Source organism: Comamonas sp. CMM03 (genome assembly GCF_019218715.1).
Lineage (GTDB): Bacteria > Pseudomonadota > Gammaproteobacteria > Burkholderiales > Burkholderiaceae_C > Comamonas > Comamonas terrigena.
Genome location: NZ_JAHUXB010000002.1, coordinates 433,238 through 450,213 on the forward strand (window position 1 = coordinate 433,238; position 16,976 = coordinate 450,213).

A 16,976-nucleotide genomic window follows, 5' to 3' on the forward strand; every position below is an offset into this window, starting at 1 on the left:
AGGTACAGGAAATGCTTGTCAGGCAGACGCAGCGCACCGGGTGGATGGGATGCCGTTAGTACCCATTCTTTTTGTTTCGTTTTTTTTCTAAAATATTCCTATCCCGCACTGCCTGGTGCGCTATCGATGGCCACCCGGTGTCCAACACCGGGTCTCAGGGTTATATTAGTTCGCTTCCTAGCGAACCGTTCATGAAGCACTTACTCAATCTTTTGGCTGCTGTGGCCCTGCTGGTCTGGGGCACCCATATGGTGCGCACCGGTGTGCTGCGCGTGTTCGGCGCCAACCTGCGCAATCTGTTGGCCCACAGCATGCGCAACCGCTTCACGGCGGCCCTGTCGGGCCTGGGCGTGACGGCCCTGGTGCAGTCCAGCACGGCCACGTCGCTGATGACTTCGGCCTTTGTCGGCCAGGGCCTGATTCCGCTGCCTGCCGCCCTGGCGGTCATGCGTGGCGCCGATGTGGGCACGGCCGCCATGGCGGTGCTGTTCTCCTTCGATCTGTCCTGGCTGTCACCGCTGTTCATCTTTGTCGGGGTGGTGCTGTTCATCACCCGGCAGGACACCACGCCGGGACGCATTGGCCGGGTGCTGATCGGGCTGGGCGTGATGCTGCTGGCACTGCGCCTGGTGGTGGAAGCCACCGAACCGCTGCTGGAATCCGCCACCGTGCGCACCTTGCTGGCCTCGGTCAGCAGCGACATCTTTCTGGAACTGATGCTGGGCGCCGTGCTGGCGGTGCTGGCCTATTCCAGCCTGGCCATCGTGCTGCTGATTGCGGCCATGGCCAGCTCCGGTGCCATTCCGCTGGACGTGGCCCTGGGCCTGACATTGGGCGCCAATCTGGGCAGCGGCATGGTGGCGGTGCTGACCACCGCCAAGGCCGCCATCGAGGTGCGCCAGGTCACCGTGGGCAATATGCTGTTCAAGATCATGGGCGTGGCCATCGTGGCGCCGTTCATGGGCCTGTGGGTCACTTATGCCCAACCCCACATTCCCGGCGCGGGCCAGAATGTGGTGCTGTTTCACCTGGCGTTCAACATCTTCAACAGCCTGTGCTTCATCGGCCTGACCCAGACCGTGGCACGCTGGGTGTCCAACCTGCTGCCCAAGCCGGCCGACCACAGCGCCGGCAGCCTGCTGCGCCCGCGCCACCTGGATCCTTCGGCCCTGTCCACCCCCTCGCTGGCCATCAGTTGCGCCGCACGGGAGGCCTTGCATCAGGCCGATGTGGTGGAGTCCATGCTGATCGGCCTGCAGAAGGTGGTGGAGAGCGATGACGCCAAGCTCTCGCACGAGGTGCGCAAGCTGGAAGACACGGTGGATGACCTGTATTCCGCCATCAAGTACTACATGACCAAGATTTCGCGTGCCGAACTGGACGAACGCGAAGGCCAGCGCTGGACGGAAATCATCAGCTTCACCATCAACATGGAGCAGATCGGCGACATCATCGAGCGCGTGCTGCAGGAAATCGAGGACAAGAAGATCAAGAAGGGTCGCCACTTCTCGGAAGCCGGCAAGCAGGAGATCAGCCAGCTGCACGAGCACCTGCTGAGCAATCTGCGCCTGGCCATGAGCGTGTTCCTGAACGGCAACCCGCGCGAGGCACAGAAGCTGCTGGAAGAGAAAGCACGCTTCCGCGACCTGGAGCTGGCCTACTCGGCCACCCACCTGAACCGCCTGGCCGACAACACCGTGCCCAGCATCGAGACCAGCTCGCTGCACATCGACCTGATCAGCGACCTGAAGCGCATCAACTCGCTACTGTGCTCCGTGGCTTACCCGATCCTGGAGTCCACCGGTGCACTGGCGCCCAGCCGGCTGCGCGAGCCGGTGGCGAAGTAAGCCCCCGACGGGAGCTTCCGCAGACATAAAAAAGGCGCCCCCCGGGCGCCTTTTTTTGCACCGCGTTCCGGCGGCTACCAGCCCAGGTGGTCGGCCAGAATCAGACTGGCTTCAGGCGTGAAGCAGTCCTGCAGCAGCCAGGCCTGCAGTTGCTGCGGCGTGATGCACTGGAACTGCGCCACTTCCCCGTCCATGTTCTGCGGTTGCACGCCCTGCGGCACCACGGCATGGAACCATTGGATACTTTCCAGCATATAGCCTGTGCCATCGCCACCTTCTTCACTGGGACAGGCAAAGTCCACCTGGCCGCCCCGGCGCAGCTGCTGCAGCGGAGCCAGGTCCAGGCCGGCTTCCTCCTGCGTTTCGCGTGCCAGCGCGGTCTGCAGGCTGTCACCGGCAGAGACCATCCCCCCCATCAGCGTGTCCCACTTGCCCGGGTGCGTGGGTTTGTTCAGTGCGCGCTGCTGCACCCACATGCGCCCGTCCGGGGCAGAGCCCAGCAGGTGCACCGCCTGCGTGGCCACGCCCAGCACGCGCACGGCGCCGCGTTCCACCGTGGCCACCAGCGCACCGTCCTGGCCATGCACATCCAGTTGCTCATTGCGCCAGGGGCCACAGCGCCCCTGTGTGCGCAGCAGTTGCGCCACCGCATTGAGTGCCGCCGTGGGATCGTCGGCCTGCAACTGCCAGGCCTGTGCGCCCTGCACCGTGGCGGCCTCCAGCACAAAGCCCTGCTGCCGGGCCCAGACCGTGGCCTGGGCCGCATCGAACACCGCTTCGGCCACACTGCCGATGCGCTGGCCATTGCACCACAGCGGCCATCGCGGAGCCTGCGGCGGCTGCTGACTGGCCTGGCGCAGCGGCTGCACCCATTGCGTTCCGGCTCCGGCCGGCATGTGCAGGCCGCTCACAGCGTCAAGATGCTGGAGCCGGTGGTCTTGCGCGCTTCCAGGTCCCGGTGGGCCTGCTGCACATCGGCCAGGGGGTAGCGCTGGTCGATGTGGATGTTCACCAGCCCGCTGGACACCACATGGAACAGATCGTCCGCCATGGCCTGCGTGGCTTCCCGGCTGTGCATATGGGCAAACAGGGTCTGGCGCGTCACATACAGCGACTTGGCGGCCAACACAGCCGGCGCAAAAGGCGCCACCGGCCCGGAGGCATTGCCGAAGCTGACCATCAGACCAAAGCGCCGCAGGCAGGCCAGCGAGCCTTCCCAGGTGTCCTTGCCCACGCTGTCGTAGACCACTTTCACCCCTTGCCCTTCGGTGATCTCCATCACCCGCTCGGCAAAGTTCTCGCTTCTGTAATTGATAGCGTGCACGGCCCCATTGGCCAGCGCCAGCGCACATTTCTCATCAGATCCTGCGGTGGCAATCAGCTGCAGGCCCAGCGCCCGGGCCCACTGACAGGCAATCAGTCCCACGCCACCGGCCGCCGCATGGAACAGCACGAAATCCCCGGGCTGGATACCTTCCACCGGCCTGCATTTCTTGAGCAGGTACTGGGCCGTCATGCCCTTGAGCATCATTGCGGCACCGGTCTCGAAACTGATGGCATCGGGCAGATGGCATACATGGGTGGCCGGCATCACACGGCGTTCGCTGTAGCTACCGGGCGGGTGGCTGGCATAGGCCACGCGGTCCCCCACCTTCAGGTGCTTCACATCCTGTCCCACGGCTTCCACCACGCCGGCAGCCTCCATGCCCAGGTTCAGCGGCAGCGGCAGCTGATACAGGCCGGAGCGTTGGTAGACATCGATGAAGTTCAGGCCCACCGCATGGTGGCGCAGCAGCACCTCCCCGGCGCCCGGTGCCGGCACCTCCTGCTCCACCAGTTGCAGCACCTCCGGACCACCGTTGTGGGTGATCTGCACGGCACGGGATTTCATGGCATCTCCTTGGAATTGGCACACACTCTAAACGCTTCGGCAGGGCACTCGCCGCCGCCACGGGCATGCCCGCTGCCAGCAAAACGCGATGCCCCCACGCCCCACATGCTGCCACGACCGGCCCTGTGGCCTGTCGCAACGGCGCTACCATGGGGCCCCTATGACTTCACCGTTGACACTGGGCACGGCGGCCATGCTGACGGCAGCGCCGTTGCTCTGGGCTGGCAATGCCATTGTGGGCCGCATGGTCCACGACCTGATCTCTCCGTTCACACTGAACTTTCTGCGCTGGGTGCTGGCCTTTGCCCTGTTGCTGCCCTGGAGCTGGTCCGTGCTGCGGCGTGACAGTGCACTGTGGCCGCACTGGCGTCGCTATGCCCTGCTGGGGCTGGTGGGGATTGGTTGCTACAACGCGCTGCTGTACCTGGCATTGCAGACTTCCTCGCCCATCAATGTGACCCTGGTGGGCTCCAGCATGCCGGTGTGGATGCTGGTGATTGGCCGACTCTGCTTTGGTGCGCGCATTTCGCTGCGCCAGATGCTGGGCGCGGCACTTTCGGTGCTGGGTGTGGCGGTGGTGCTGAGCCGCGGAGACCTGCGCCAGCTGCTGAGCCTGCAGTTGGTGCCGGGCGATCTGTTCGTGCTGCTGGCCACCATTCTGTGGTCACTCTACAGCTGGATGCTGGCCGATACCCGGGAGCCCACCAGCATCCGGGGCGACTGGGCCGGCTTTCTGATGGCCCAGCTGGTCTTCGGCCTGGGCTGGTCGGCCCTGTTCGCCAGCGGCGAACTGGCGCTGAGCCACATGAATCTGCAGCTGAGCCTGCCACTGGCCGGCGCCTTGCTCTTCATCGCTCTGGGCCCGGCCATTCTGGCGTACCGTTTCTGGGGCGTGGGAGTCTCACGTGCCGGTCCGGCCGTGGCCGGCTTTTTTGCCAACCTGATCCCGGTCTTCACCGCCATTCTCTCCACCCTGGTGCTGGCCGAGCTGCCCCATGTCTACCACGGCGTGGCTTTCCTCCTGATCGTGGGCGGCATCGTCGTCTCCTCCCGGCGCTGAAGCTTCCATGTGCCGGCCCAGCCCCAGCGCTGCGCCGTTGCCCAGCATGGAGGGCTGCCTGGCCGGCATCTGCTCCACAAAGCGCTCCAGGTCGGCCACCGGCAGGGGCCGGCTGAAGAAATAGCCCTGGAAACGCTGGCAGCCAAAGCGCACCAGGCTATCGAATTGCGACTGCAGCTCCACGCCTTCGGCAATCACCGTCAGGCCCAGGTTGTGGGCCATGCCGATGATGGTCTGGGCCACCACATCGTCGGTATGGCGCTCACCCAGGTGGCGCACAAAGGACTGGTCGATCTTCAGCTGGCTCAGCGGCAGCCGTGTCAGATAGGACAGCGAAGACTGTCCTGTGCCGAAATCGTCCATCGAGAACCGGACACCGGCCGAGCGCAACTCGCTCATCTTGGCGATGGAGTCTTCCATGTCGTCAATCACCAGCGTTTCCGTCAGCTCCAGCTTCAACAGGCTGGAGGGGATCGCACTCTCGGCGATGGCGCGCAGCACCTGGGAGACAAAATCCTGCTGACGGAACTGGCGCGCACTCACATTCACTGCCAGGTGGATGCCCACCAGCCGCGGGTGGTTCTGCCACCGCGCCAGTTGCTGGCAGGCCGTGTGCAGCACCCATTGGCCGATCTGCACGATCAGCTCGCTGTCTTCGGCCACGGCAATGAACTGCCCTGGCGGCACCATGCCCTGTTCGGGATGCTCCCAGCGCACCAAGGCTTCGATGCCGTCGATGCTGCCGTCGGCCATGAACTGCGGCTGGTAATGCAGCACAAACTGGTCGTGCGCGATGCCGTAGCGCAGATCCGCCTCCAGCTGTGCCCTCGCGCTGAGGACCTCCTGCATATGGGGTTCGAAGAAGCAGACCCCCGCACCCTGCTGGGTCTTGATCTGGTACATGGCAATGTCGGCCTGCTTCAGCAGCTCGCCCACCTCCACCTGCGCATTGCCAAACAAGGTCACTCCCAGGCTGGCGGAGCAGCGGTGCACATAGGACCCCAGCACGTAGGGTTCGGCCAGACGGCGCAGCATTTTCTCTGCAATCTTCTTGGTCAGCTTGCCGGCTTCGTCCATATTGCCCGGCAGGTCGCAGAGCATGATCACGAATTCATCCCCACCCAGGCGCGCCACGGTATCGGAGGCACGGATGGACGCATGCAGACGCTGCCCCACCTCCTGCAGCAGCAGGTCGCCCATTTCATGGCCCTGGGTATCGTTGAGTACCTTGAACTTGTTCAGGTCCACAAAAATCAGCGCCCCCAGCCAGCCCGCACGCTGGGCCAGGTGCGTGGCCTGGCCCAGACGGTCCAGCAGCAGGCGGCGATTGGGCAACCCCGTCAGCGGATCGTAGAAAGCCAGGGTCTCGATCTCGGCCGAGGCAAGGCGGATGGCCGTGATGTCCTCGCAGGTAATGACCCGCCCACCATCGGGCGTGCGCCGCTGGCTCAGTTGCAACGTCAGTCCCGAGGCGGTGGCCAGTTCGCTGCCACTCTCATCCCCGTCTTCCCATGCCGCCAGCATGCGGCGCAGCTGGATCACCTCGCTGTGCAGCGCTGCGTCTGCGCCACTGCCTTCCGCCGAGATCAGCACATCGCGCCACAGACAGCCACGCACCAGTGCGGTCAGCTGCCAGGGAAACATTTCCGCATACCGCTGGTTCCAGTGCACGACCTGCATCGCATCGTCCAGCTGCAAAAAGCCCGCGGCAATGCAATCCATGGCGCGGTGCAGCGTGGCTTCCGACTCCATCACCCGCTGCTGGGCACGCTGCATATGCCGCATGTACACCTGCATCATGCCCGCGCCCGCCAGCAGCAGCAGGGAAAACACCACCACCCCGGCCAGCACCGCATCGCGCGTGCCATACCACTGGCCGAGCACGGTCGACATCGGCAAGGCCGCCGTCAGCCGCAGCTGGTCGTAATTGAGCTGCACGGCTTCCAGCAGGCTCGGAGCGCCGTCCAGGCGCGAGGCGGCCTGCTGCACGCCCTGGTGCAGATAGCGGTCCAGGGGCGGGGCATCGGCCTGCAGGCGGGCGCTGCTTTCCAGCGGCACGCGCAGCACCAGGGTGCCATCGGCACGCTCCAGCGTCACTTCCAGGTTCTTGAGCGCGGTGCCCTGCATCAGCAGACCCACCCAGCTGGAAACCGGCACCTGGGCCACCACCAGGTAATGCTCGCCTCCCTGGCTGCTGTTCAGGTAACGGGCAATGTGCAAGGTGCGGACCTGCGCCCAGCTTTCATCCGGCATGCTGATGTGCAGCATGCGTTCACGCTCGGGAGTTTGCGCCACCGTCTGCAGCCAGTTCTGCGGAATGCGCACCACACGGTAATTGCCCAGGTTGTCGGCCGCTGCCAGCACTTTGCCATCGGACTTGACCACCACGATGGAACTGATCAGCGCATTTTGCTTGGCCGCCAGCTGCAGCACCTGCTGCAGGTAGGCGGGATCCTGCTCGGACAGCGGGGCCTCATTCAGGCGCAGCATGTCGTCCACACCGGTCAGCAGCATATCGATGGCACTCATTGACCGGTTCAGGGCGTTCTGCGCGCCTTGCACAAAGCGCGTCAGGCGCTGCTCGCTTTCCTCGCGGGTGCTGGTGTGCATGTCTTGCAGCAGCCAGAGCGCCCCCACCAGCAACACGGCCACCAGGGCCAGCACACTGGACCACACCACCCGCGCGGCATGACGTGGAAGCCGAGGGATTCTTTCCATGGCTCAGCGTCCGCCCGCAGCGCGCAATGCGGCGGAGCAAGGTGCAACCGGGAAACCGTGGCGATCAGGGGACAGCATGCATCCAATCCGTTCGAGGGGAGAAACCTGCGGGACAAGCCCGCTTCACTTCTTCGCAGCACCCTGGAGACATACCACCCAAGCTATCGCCACGCCTTGGGTTACATCATGTGACAAGCGCAGTGCAATTGGGTCAATGCCCCTGCCCGTCAGGAGATGTCTGGCGACCGGCGGAGCCGGTCGCCGTGATAGGCAGCTGCAGGCCGGGCTCCCAGGCCCGAATTGCAGCCACTATCTCAGAAAGTGCCCGGATAGGCGCCACCGTCAGCCAGAATGTTCTGACCGGTCATATAGCCGGCATGCTGGCTGCACAAAAAGGCGCAGATCGCACCGAATTCAGCGGGCGTGCCGAAGCGCTTGGCTGGCACCATGGCTTCTTGCGCCTTGCGCACTTCATCCACGGTTTTGCCGCTCTTGCCGGCATTGGCCGCAAAAGTGGTCTTGAGGCGGTCGGTGTCGAACTTGCCGGGCAGCAGGTTGTTGATGGTCACCCCTTTGGCGGCAATGCCGGAACGCGCCACGCCCGCCACAAAGCCGGTCAGGCCGCTGCGCGCGCCGTTGGACAGGCCCAGGATGTCGATGGGCGCCTTCACGGCGCTGGAGGTGATGTTGACGATGCGGCCAAAGCCGCGCGCGGCCATGCCATCCACCGTGGCCTTGATCAGCTCGATGGGGGTCAGCATATTGGCGTCCACGGCCTTGAGCCAGGCGTCGCGGTCCCAGTTGCGGAAATCGCCCGGAGGGGGGCCGCCGGCGTTGGTCACCACGATGTCGTAGTCCTTGCCCGGGCCGCCCGGCACACTGAATACGGCCGCACGACCGGCTTCGGTGGTGATGTCGCAGGCCACCGCCAGCACCTCAGGCGCCTTGCGGCCTGTCGTGCCGGCCCATTGCGTGGCCACAGCCCGCAACTGCGCAGCCGCCTCCTGCAGCGCGGCATCGGTGCGGGCGTTAATGACCACATTCACACCATCTTCCACCAGTGCCTTGGCGCTGCCAAAACCCAAGCCCTTGCTCGCGCCGCACACCAGCGCCCATTTGCCTGCAATACCCAGATCCATGGGAAATCTCCTTGTTGTTGCCTACCAAAATTCCATTGTCGAGCCGGATGCTCAGCCTTGCGGCTTGCGGGCCATGCGGGTGAACAGCAAGATGCCGCCCACCACCAACACCGTTCCCGCCAGCATCCAGCGGTTGAAATCTTCGTCCAGCAGCCACACCCCCATCAAGATGGTGGACAGCGGACCGATCATGCCGGTCTGCGCCGTCAGGCCCGGGCCGATGCGTTCGATGGCCATCATCACCATCAGCACCGGGGCGGCCGTGCACAGCAGCGCATTGAGCAGCGACAGCCACAGCACTTCGTGCGGCACGGCCTGCAGGCTGGCCACATCGCGCACCACGAAGTACTGGGCAATGCAGAACAGGCAGGCCACGCTGGTGGCCAGACCCACCAGGCGCAGCGAGCCCAGGCGGCGCACCATCTCGCCGCTGTAGATCAGATAGACGGCATAGCTGACGGCACTGGCCAGCACAAGGAAAGCACCCCAGGCCGCATGGCTGCCCTGGGCGCCCAGTTCATGGCCAAAGACCAGCAGCACGCCGCAATAGCTCAAGCCCATGCCGGCCAGTTGGCCCCAGGTGATGGCGCGCTTGTAGACCACCCAGCCGAACACCACCACCAGTGTGGGGTTGAGGTACAGGATCAGCCGCTCCAGCGAGGCGGTGATGTACTGCAGCCCGGCGAAATCCAGGTAGCTGGACAGGTAGTAGCCACAGAAGCCCAGACCCACCACACCCCACCAGTCGCGGCGCGACAGGGGCGGCTTGCCCCGGCCGGCCCACCAAGCCATGGCCAGAAACAACGGCAGCGCGAACAGCATACGCAGCATCAGCAGCAGCACGGCATCGGCCCCGTAGCGGTAACCCAGTTTGACAATGATGGCCTTGCCGCTGAAGGCAACCGCCCCCAGCGTGGCCAGCAGCAGCCCGCCCGCTATCCCTTTGGAAACTGCGGGTGCAGATAAAGCCTGCTCAGAAGACACTTTTCACTCACATTCCTCAGCCACAGACGCTGCCGGTTGCAGCGCCTTGCCGAGTGCATTCTTCCACTGCCGGCACAGGCGCGCCGACGTGGGTGAACAAGACCGCCCACGCCATGCACGCCAGCGTCTATGGCCACCACAGGCGCGCCGCCGTGCAACAGCGGCAGCCCTGCAGACCGTGCGTCAGTGCTTGCCGTTGAACAGCTTGTGGTGCAGACGGCGCAGCGACCACCAGACGCTGAAGGCCACCACAGGAATGGCCACGGCCGCCGAAATTTCAGGCGACAGCGGCCAGCCCAGCTTCTGCGCCCCCTTGGCCAGGTACGCAATCAGGCCGGTGATGTAGTAGGTGATGGCGGCCACGGACAGGCCTTCCACCGTGGACTGCAGCTTGAGTTGCATGCCCTGGCGGTCGTTCATGGTGCCCAGGATGGCCTGGTTGCTTTGCTGCTGCTCGATCTCCACCCGCGTGCGCAGCAGGTTGCTGACGCGCGACACCCGCTGCGACAGCGCGTTCTGGCGGTGCGTGGCCCATTCGCAGGTGCTGCGTGCAGGTGACAGCCGGCGGTCCATGAACTCGTGGATGGTCAGCAAACCCGACAGGCGCTGCTCGTTCAGGTCATGGATGCGCTTGTCCACCAGTTCAAAGTAGGCACGGCTGGCCGAAAAGCGCGAATGGGTCGCGGCGTACTCGCTCTCCACCTGGCCTGCCAGCCGGGTCAGCCGGTCCAGCAGCACCGGCTCGGACTCGCGGTCCGCCTCGCGGATGGCCTGGGCCAGATCGGCCAGCTCCTTTTCGGCCGTGGCCAGCACCGCTGCGGCATGGCGTGCCACAGGCAGGCCCAGCAAAGCCGACATGCGGTAGGTTTCGATCTCCAGCAGCCGCTGCACCAGGCGCCCCAGACGGCGTGCGCTGATGTGATCGGACGGCTTGACCAGCATGCGTGAATACCCGTCGGCGTGGATGGCAAAGTCGGTACACACTTCCGTGTGACCCACATGCACCACGGACCCGGCCAGCGTGTCTTCATTCAGCATCTGCAGCACCAGGCCCTTAATGCCCTGGCCCGCACACTGCGCGTCCTTGACGATCCACAGGTGGACACTGCTCAGGCACAGGCCGGGCAGCTTGGCAAACCAGGCCTGGGGCACCTGTTCGATGGCCGTCGGCGGTGTGCGCGTATCCAGCGGCACGCCGGGCTCCAGCGGCACCATGAAAGTCCAGGTGACGAATTCGGTGTGCAGCTCCCAGCGCAGACGAAAGGTCCCCAGGTCCACCCGCAGATGGGTGGTCTCCCGGTCGGGTCCGGTCTGGTGGTGGTCGCGCATCAGCGCCGCCAGGTGCGCACGGCTGGCCTCGCGCTGGGCGGGGTCGGTGAGCATGACCACATGGGTGATGGCCGCCGGCGCATGAATAGGCTCGGCCGGACGGGCATGGATCTCGTTGTGCAGCAGCGTGCGCTGCGGATGGGGTACGGGCTGGAGCGGAACAGGCATGCAAACCTCAAGAAACTGCCGCTATTGTGCAGGCAGCAGCCCAGTTTCTGCGGGTTTGTACCCGGCAGCCCACACCCAGCGGCTGCCAGCCCCCGCCATGCACCCAGGCTGGGCATGACGAGGCTGCTGCGCGGCCATCCCGCCGCGCAGGCTGAGGAGCTCTGGCTTAGAAGCTTTCCCAGTCCCCATCGTCCGCCGTCGCGGAGTGGGCCACACCAGGGCGACGCAGCGCACCGCCATCGGACTTGGCTGCAGGCGACTGCGCCAACGCAGGTGCCGCTGCCGCCGCAGCGGCGGGCTTGGCCTTAGGGGCTGCCACGGCGGCAGGGCGCGCCGCAGGTGCCTGCGCGCGGGGCGCAGCCACCGCCACGGGTGCCGCAGCGGCCGGGCGTGCCGCAACGCTGCGCACCTGGCTGTCCTGGCCCACATTGAACACCGCCACCACCTGCTCCAGGCGCTGGGCCTGTTCGCGCATCGCCGTGGCCGCTGCAGTGGATTCCTCCACCAACGCCGCGTTCTGCTGTGTCATCTGGTCCAGGTTGCTCACCGCCTGGTTCACCTGGCCAATGCCGTCGCGCTGCTCGGTCGAGGCCGCGGTGATCTCACCGATCAGGTCCGTCACCCGGCGCACGCTCTGCACGATCTCCTGCATGCTCTGGCCGGCCTGCTCCACCTGTTGCGAGCCCGATTCCACATTGCTCACGCTGGTGGTGATCAGGGCCTTGATTTCCTTGGCGGCTTCGGCGCTGCGGCCGGCCAGGGAACGCACTTCCCCGGCCACCACGGCAAAGCCCCGACCCTGCTCACCGGCACGGGCCGCTTCCACCGCCGCGTTCAGCGCCAGGATGTTGGTCTGGAAGGCGATGCCGTCGATCACGCCGATGATGTCGCTGATGCGGCGGCTGCTGTCGGTGATCTGCTGCATGGAATGCACCACCTGCTGCACCACCGAGCCGCCCCGCTCGGCCGCCTGGGCGGCCATGCCGGCCAGCTGGTTGGCCTGGCGGGCGGTTTCCGAAGATTGCGTCACGGTGGACGTCAGCTCTTCCATGCTGGCAGCGGTTTCTTCCAGGTTGGCTGCGGTCTGCTCGGTGCGGGCCGACAGGTCCTGGTTGCCGGTGGCAATCTGGCTGGACGCCGCCGATACCGATTCCACCCCGCTGCGCACCTCGCCCACCACCGCGCGCAGCTTGTGACTCATCTCGGACAGGCTGCGCAGCAGCAGGCCCAGTTCGTCCTTGCGCTCGTCATGCGCTTCCACCGTCAGGTCGCCGTCGGCAATGCGGCGGGTCAGCGCCACCGCCCGATCCAGCGGCAGCGTCACCTGGCGGATCATGCCGCGCGACAGGCCCAGTGCCAGCAACAGCACCAGCGCCGTCACCCCCGCGGCAATCCACAGTGCTTGCTGGCGCAAGGCGTTCCCGTCGGTCACGATGCGGTCGCGCAGCGTTTCCTGCAGCTTGACCATGTCCTGCTGCGTCTGTCTGTACACATCGACCGCCGGCAGAAATTCCTGCTTCATGACCCGGTTGGCCTGCTCGGTGTCGCCCGCCCCCCGCAGGTCCGCCAGCTGTTTGTTCAGGGACAGCACCTTGGTCCGGGTGTCCTGGATGCGAGCCAGCTGTGCGCGGCCTTCTTCCGACGACAGCCGTGCCTCCAGCTCCCGCTGCACTTCGCTGGCGCGGTTGGCTTCCGTCTGCGTGCGCTCGACCAGCATCTTGATCATGTCCGGCTCGGAAGACTGGGCGGCCGCCGTCACGCTGCTGACGGCCAGCTCGGTGATGCCGCTCCATTTTTCCGCCAGCCGGATACGCTGGTCATAGTCGATCACCTGCTGGCGAATGTTCTCGTCATTCTTGCCCAGTGCATAGATCAGCACGCCGCCCAGGCACAGCAACGCGGCAATCACCACCGTCAGCATCACCCAGATCTTCTGGGCCACGGAAAGATTTTGGATTTTCATGGTGCAAACAGGCTTGAGCCCCTCCAGCAACGGCGCAGGCATGGGCCACGCCCCAGCAACCGCCAGCAAAGTATCCATCCGCTCCCCCCCCCTAAGCGGCCAATAAACACAGGGTTTGATGCACTCCAAACCGCATTGCACAGGGCAGGTGCTCCCGGCCAGCCAGCGCGGTTCTCCCCTGCTTTTCTCAGGCCACTGCGCTGGAGCGGCCAGACTTTTACAATGTTCGCGTGCCCACCCCCTATCTGAATGCCGATCTCCATTGCCACTCCACCTTCTCGGATGGCACGCTGGCGCCTGCCGAACTGGCGGCCCGTGCGCGCCAGGGCGGCGTGGACCTGTGGTCACTGACCGACCACGACGAGCTGGCCGGGCAGACCGCTGCCTGCCAGGCCGCACATGCCCAAGGCCTGGACTACCTCACGGGGGTGGAGATTTCGGCCAGCTATGCCGGCCACACCATCCATATCGTAGGCCTGGGCTTTGACTGCGCAGATGGGCCATTGCAGCAAGGTTTGCACGCCTTGCGCCACAGCCGGGGCCCACGGGCCCAGGAAATGGGACACCAGCTGGCACTGGCCGGCATCCCCGATGCCTACGCAGGCGCGTTGCGCTATGTAGGCAACCCCGATCTGATCTCGCGCACCCATTTCGCCCGCTTTCTGGTGGATGCAGGCATCTGCGCCGATGTGACCGAGGTGTTCCAGCGCTTTCTGACCGAGGGCAAGCCCGGCTTCGTGCCCCAGCGCTGGGCCGGCGTAGCCGAAGCCGTGCAGTGGATCACCGCCGCCCGCGGCGTGGCGGTGATGGCCCACCCGGCCCGCTACGCTCTGGGCGGCACGCTGGAGCATGCGCTGCTGGACGAATTCAAGACCTGCGGCGGCCAGGGCATCGAAGTCACCTGCGGCGGCCACTCCGCCGCAGAAGCCCTGCGCTACGCCGAATGCGCCCGCGAATGGGGCTTGCACGCCTCGCGCGGCAGCGACTTCCACAGCCCGGCAGAATCCCGCATTGCCCTGGGGACCCTGCCCGCACTGCCCCGCAGGCTGAATCCCGTCTGGGAGCTGCTGGCAGACCGCATCCAGCCCGCCCCCCACCGCGCGCACTGACGCCCGGCACCGCTACCAGGAAACCAGCCCCATGGCCCAGTACTTCGAAATCCACCCGGTGGACCCCCAGCCCCGCTTGCTGCAGCAGGCGACCAACCTGTTGCGCGGCGGCGGCATCCTGGCCGTCCCCACCGATTCCAGCTATGCCCTGGTCTGCCACCTGGACGACAAGAACGCCGTGGACCGTCTGCGCCGCATCCGCCAGATCAATGACAAGCACCACCTGACACTGCTGTGTCGTGACCTGTCGGAGCTGGCCAACTACGCCCGCGTGGACAACCGCCAGTACCGGCTGATGAAGCTGGCCACGCCAGGCCCCTACACCTTCATCCTGGATGCCACCAAGGAAGTGCCGCGCCGCGTGAGCCACCCGTCACGCAAGACCATCGGCCTGCGCGTGCCCGACCGCAAAGGCCTGCAGATGCTGCTGGAGCTGCACGGCGAGCCACTGCTGGGCACCACGCTGATTGCACCCGGCGAGACCGAACCATTGAACGACCCGGACGAGATCCGTGCGCGCTTTGACAAGCTGCTGGACGGCATCGTGGATGCCGGCGCCTGCCCCATGGAACCCACCACGGTGCTGGACCTCACCCCCATGTACAGCGGCGGCGATGCAGAGCTGGTGCGCCAGGGACAGGGCAGCCTCCAGGCTTTGGGGCTATAACCTCACCTTGCCTTTTTTCATACCTCGACTGCGCTGACACTGTGGACGCCACCGAACTCCTGCAAACCGTTCTGATCTATGCCCTGCCCGTGCTGTTCGCCATCACGGTGCACGAGGCCGCCCATGGCTACGTGGCCCGCCATTTCGGTGATCCCACGGCCACCATCCTGGGCCGGGTGACGCTCAACCCCCTCAAGCACATCGACCCCATCGGCACCATCCTGATGCCGCTGCTGCTGTACTTTTCCACCTCGGGCGCGTTTCTGTTCGGCTATGCCAAACCGGTGCCGGTGGACTTCAGCCGCCTGCGCCACCCCAAGCGCGACATGATCTGGGTGGCGCTGGCCGGCCCGGCCGCCAACTTCCTGCAGGCCATCCTGTGGGCGGTGCTGCTGATCGTGCTGGTGGTGTCGGGCATCCAGGAACGCTTCTTCCTGGAAATGGCGCGTGCCGGCATCCTGACCAATCTGGTGATGTGGGCCTTCAACCTGTTCCCGCTGCCGCCGCTGGACGGTGGCCGCATTCTGGCGGGCCTGCTGCCTTCCAGGCTGGCCTACCAGTTTTCGCGCATCGAGCCGTTCGGCTTCTTCATTGTTCTGGGTCTGGTCCTCTTCGGCTTTGTCGGCACCTGGTGGCTGCGTCCGCTGATGGCCTGGGGCTACGAAGCCCTGGACTGGATACTCACCCCTTTGACCCGCTGGCTCGCCTGATCCATTTTTTCCTTTGCGTGGAGCGCCCACCGGCGCTCCACGGCCTGAGACTGTCTGCACCATGACACAAGCCATTACCCGTTTTCTCACCGGCATCACCCCGTCCGGCACCCCCCACCTGGGCAACTACGCCGGCATGATGCGCCCCGCCATCGCCGCCAGCCGCGCCCCGAATGTGGAGAACTTCTACTTCCTGGCCGACTACCACGCACTGATCAAATGCCAGGACCCCGACCGCGTGCAGCGCTCCACGCTGGAAATCGCCGCCAGCTGGCTGGCTGCCGGCCTGGACCCGTCCCATGTGACCTTCTACCGCCAGTCCGATGTGCCCGAGATTCCCGAGCTGACCTGGTTTCTCACCTGCGTGACGGGCAAGGGGCTGCTCAACCGCGCCCATGCCTACAAGGCGGCCGTGGACAAGAACACCGCCGCCGGCACCGAGCCCGATGACGGCGTGACGGCCGGCCTGTTCATGTACCCAGTGCTGATGGCGGCCGACATCCTGGCCTTCAACGCCCACAAGGTCCCCGTGGGCCGCGACCAGGTGCAGCACATCGAAATGGCGCGCGACATGGCGTCCAGCTTCAACCACCTGTATGGCGAGCACTTCACCCTGCCCGAAGCGGCCGTGGAAGACAGCGTGGCCCTGCTGGCCGGTCTGGACGGCCGCAAAATGAGCAAGAGCTACGACAACACCATCCCCCTGTTCACGCCCCCTGCCCAGCTGAAGAAGCTGATCGGCTCCATCGTGACCGACTCGCGTGCACCGGGTGAACCCAAGGAAGTCGAAGGCTCGGCCCTGTTCCAGATGTACCAGGCCTTTGCTACGGCCGAAGAGACCGCCGCCATGCGCCAGGCCTACGCCGACGGCATCAGCTGGGGCGATGCCAAGCAGAAGCTGTACGAGTGCATCGAGCGCGAAATCACCCCCATGCGCGCCCGGTACGAAGACCTGATGGCCCACCCCGAAAAGGTGGAAGCCGTGCTGCAGGCCGGTGCCGAACGTGCCCGCGCCCTCAGCCGCCCGCTGCTGCAGCGCCTGCGCGCCGCCGTGGGCCTGCGCACGCTGACTGGCATGACACAGACCAGCCAGAAGGCGGCCAAGGCCGACAAGGCCGACAAGGCCGCACTGCCGGTGTTCAAGCAATACCGCGAGAAAGACGGCCAGTTCTATTTCAAGCTCACCACCGCCAGCGGCCAGGTGCTGCTGCAGAGCACCGGCTTTGCCCAGCCCCGCGAGGCCGGCCAGCACATCGCCCGCCTGCAGCAGGAAGGTGCCGCCGCACTGGAGGCCGTGCGCAGCCATCTACAGCCGCTGGACGGCGTGCAGGAGGCCGACATCACCGCCGCCCTGCAGCAGCTCCACGCTGCCGCCCAGGCGGAATGACCCG

General features: G+C 65.6%; 12 protein-coding genes and 1 pseudogene. 6 read left to right on the forward strand and 7 right to left on the reverse strand.

Annotated features, from left to right (window positions below; genetic code table 11):
- Positions 1-191 precede the first annotated feature (191 nt).
- Positions 192-1,847, forward strand: coding sequence for a Na/Pi cotransporter family protein (locus KW830_RS08865; protein WP_066539817.1), 1,656 nt, complete (start codon positions 192-194; stop codon positions 1,845-1,847).
- Between the two features lie 74 nt (positions 1,848-1,921).
- Here the strand turns inward: KW830_RS08865 and KW830_RS08870 are convergent, their stop codons facing one another.
- Complete coding sequence (locus KW830_RS08870; RefSeq protein WP_218333161.1) at positions 1,922-2,743, reverse strand: DUF4743 domain-containing protein; 822 nt, start codon at positions 2,741-2,743, stop codon at positions 1,922-1,924.
- A gap of 11 nt (positions 2,744-2,754) precedes the next feature.
- Positions 2,755-3,738: a quinone oxidoreductase gene (locus KW830_RS08875; RefSeq protein ID WP_218332875.1), complete on the reverse strand. Its 984-nt coding sequence runs from the start codon at positions 3,736-3,738 to the stop codon at positions 2,755-2,757.
- Between the two features lie 160 nt (positions 3,739-3,898).
- Between KW830_RS08875 and KW830_RS21305 the strand changes: the two genes are divergently transcribed.
- On the forward strand, positions 3,899-4,798 hold the full coding sequence (locus KW830_RS21305; protein WP_255578240.1) for a DMT family transporter: 900 nt from the start codon (positions 3,899-3,901) through the stop codon (positions 4,796-4,798).
- Positions 4,799-4,915: 117 nt separating this feature from the next.
- Here KW830_RS21305 and KW830_RS21530 read toward each other — a convergent pair.
- From KW830_RS21530 to KW830_RS08900, 5 genes and pseudogenes are all read right to left on the reverse strand, one after another.
- Positions 4,916-7,516 (reverse strand): annotated as a pseudogene (locus tag KW830_RS21530) (putative bifunctional diguanylate cyclase/phosphodiesterase); the annotation flags it as partial.
- A 314-nt stretch (positions 7,517-7,830) separates the two neighbouring features.
- A complete protein-coding gene (locus KW830_RS08885; protein WP_192334306.1) occupies positions 7,831-8,655 on the reverse strand; it encodes an SDR family oxidoreductase in 825 nt (274 codons plus the stop codon).
- A 51-nt stretch (positions 8,656-8,706) separates the two neighbouring features.
- A complete protein-coding gene (locus tag KW830_RS08890) occupies positions 8,707-9,639 on the reverse strand; it encodes a DMT family transporter (RefSeq protein ID WP_218332877.1) in 933 nt (310 codons plus the stop codon).
- 183 nt (positions 9,640-9,822) lie between these two features.
- On the reverse strand, positions 9,823-11,136 hold the full coding sequence (locus KW830_RS08895) for a DUF3422 family protein (protein WP_066539834.1): 1,314 nt from the start codon (positions 11,134-11,136) through the stop codon (positions 9,823-9,825).
- A 166-nt stretch (positions 11,137-11,302) separates the two neighbouring features.
- On the reverse strand, positions 11,303-13,099 hold the full coding sequence (locus tag KW830_RS08900; RefSeq protein ID WP_218332878.1) for a methyl-accepting chemotaxis protein: 1,797 nt from the start codon (positions 13,097-13,099) through the stop codon (positions 11,303-11,305).
- A gap of 230 nt (positions 13,100-13,329) precedes the next feature.
- Between KW830_RS08900 and KW830_RS08905 the strand changes: the two genes are divergently transcribed.
- From KW830_RS08905 to KW830_RS08920, 4 genes are all read left to right on the forward strand, one after another.
- A complete protein-coding gene (locus tag KW830_RS08905; protein ID WP_066540776.1) occupies positions 13,330-14,208 on the forward strand; it encodes a PHP domain-containing protein in 879 nt (292 codons plus the stop codon).
- Positions 14,209-14,239: 31 nt separating this feature from the next.
- Positions 14,240-14,875 (forward strand): L-threonylcarbamoyladenylate synthase, encoded by a 636-nt coding sequence (locus KW830_RS08910; RefSeq protein ID WP_066540774.1) that lies wholly within the window; start codon positions 14,240-14,242, stop codon positions 14,873-14,875.
- Between the two features lie 41 nt (positions 14,876-14,916).
- Positions 14,917-15,585 carry a site-2 protease family protein gene (locus KW830_RS08915; protein WP_066540769.1) on the forward strand — a complete coding sequence of 223 codons (669 nt, stop codon included), beginning with the start codon at positions 14,917-14,919 and terminating at the stop codon, positions 15,583-15,585.
- A 61-nt stretch (positions 15,586-15,646) separates the two neighbouring features.
- Positions 15,647-16,972 carry a tryptophan--tRNA ligase gene (locus KW830_RS08920; protein ID WP_218332880.1) on the forward strand — a complete coding sequence of 442 codons (1,326 nt, stop codon included), beginning with the start codon at positions 15,647-15,649 and terminating at the stop codon, positions 16,970-16,972.
- Positions 16,973-16,976 lie beyond the last annotated feature (4 nt).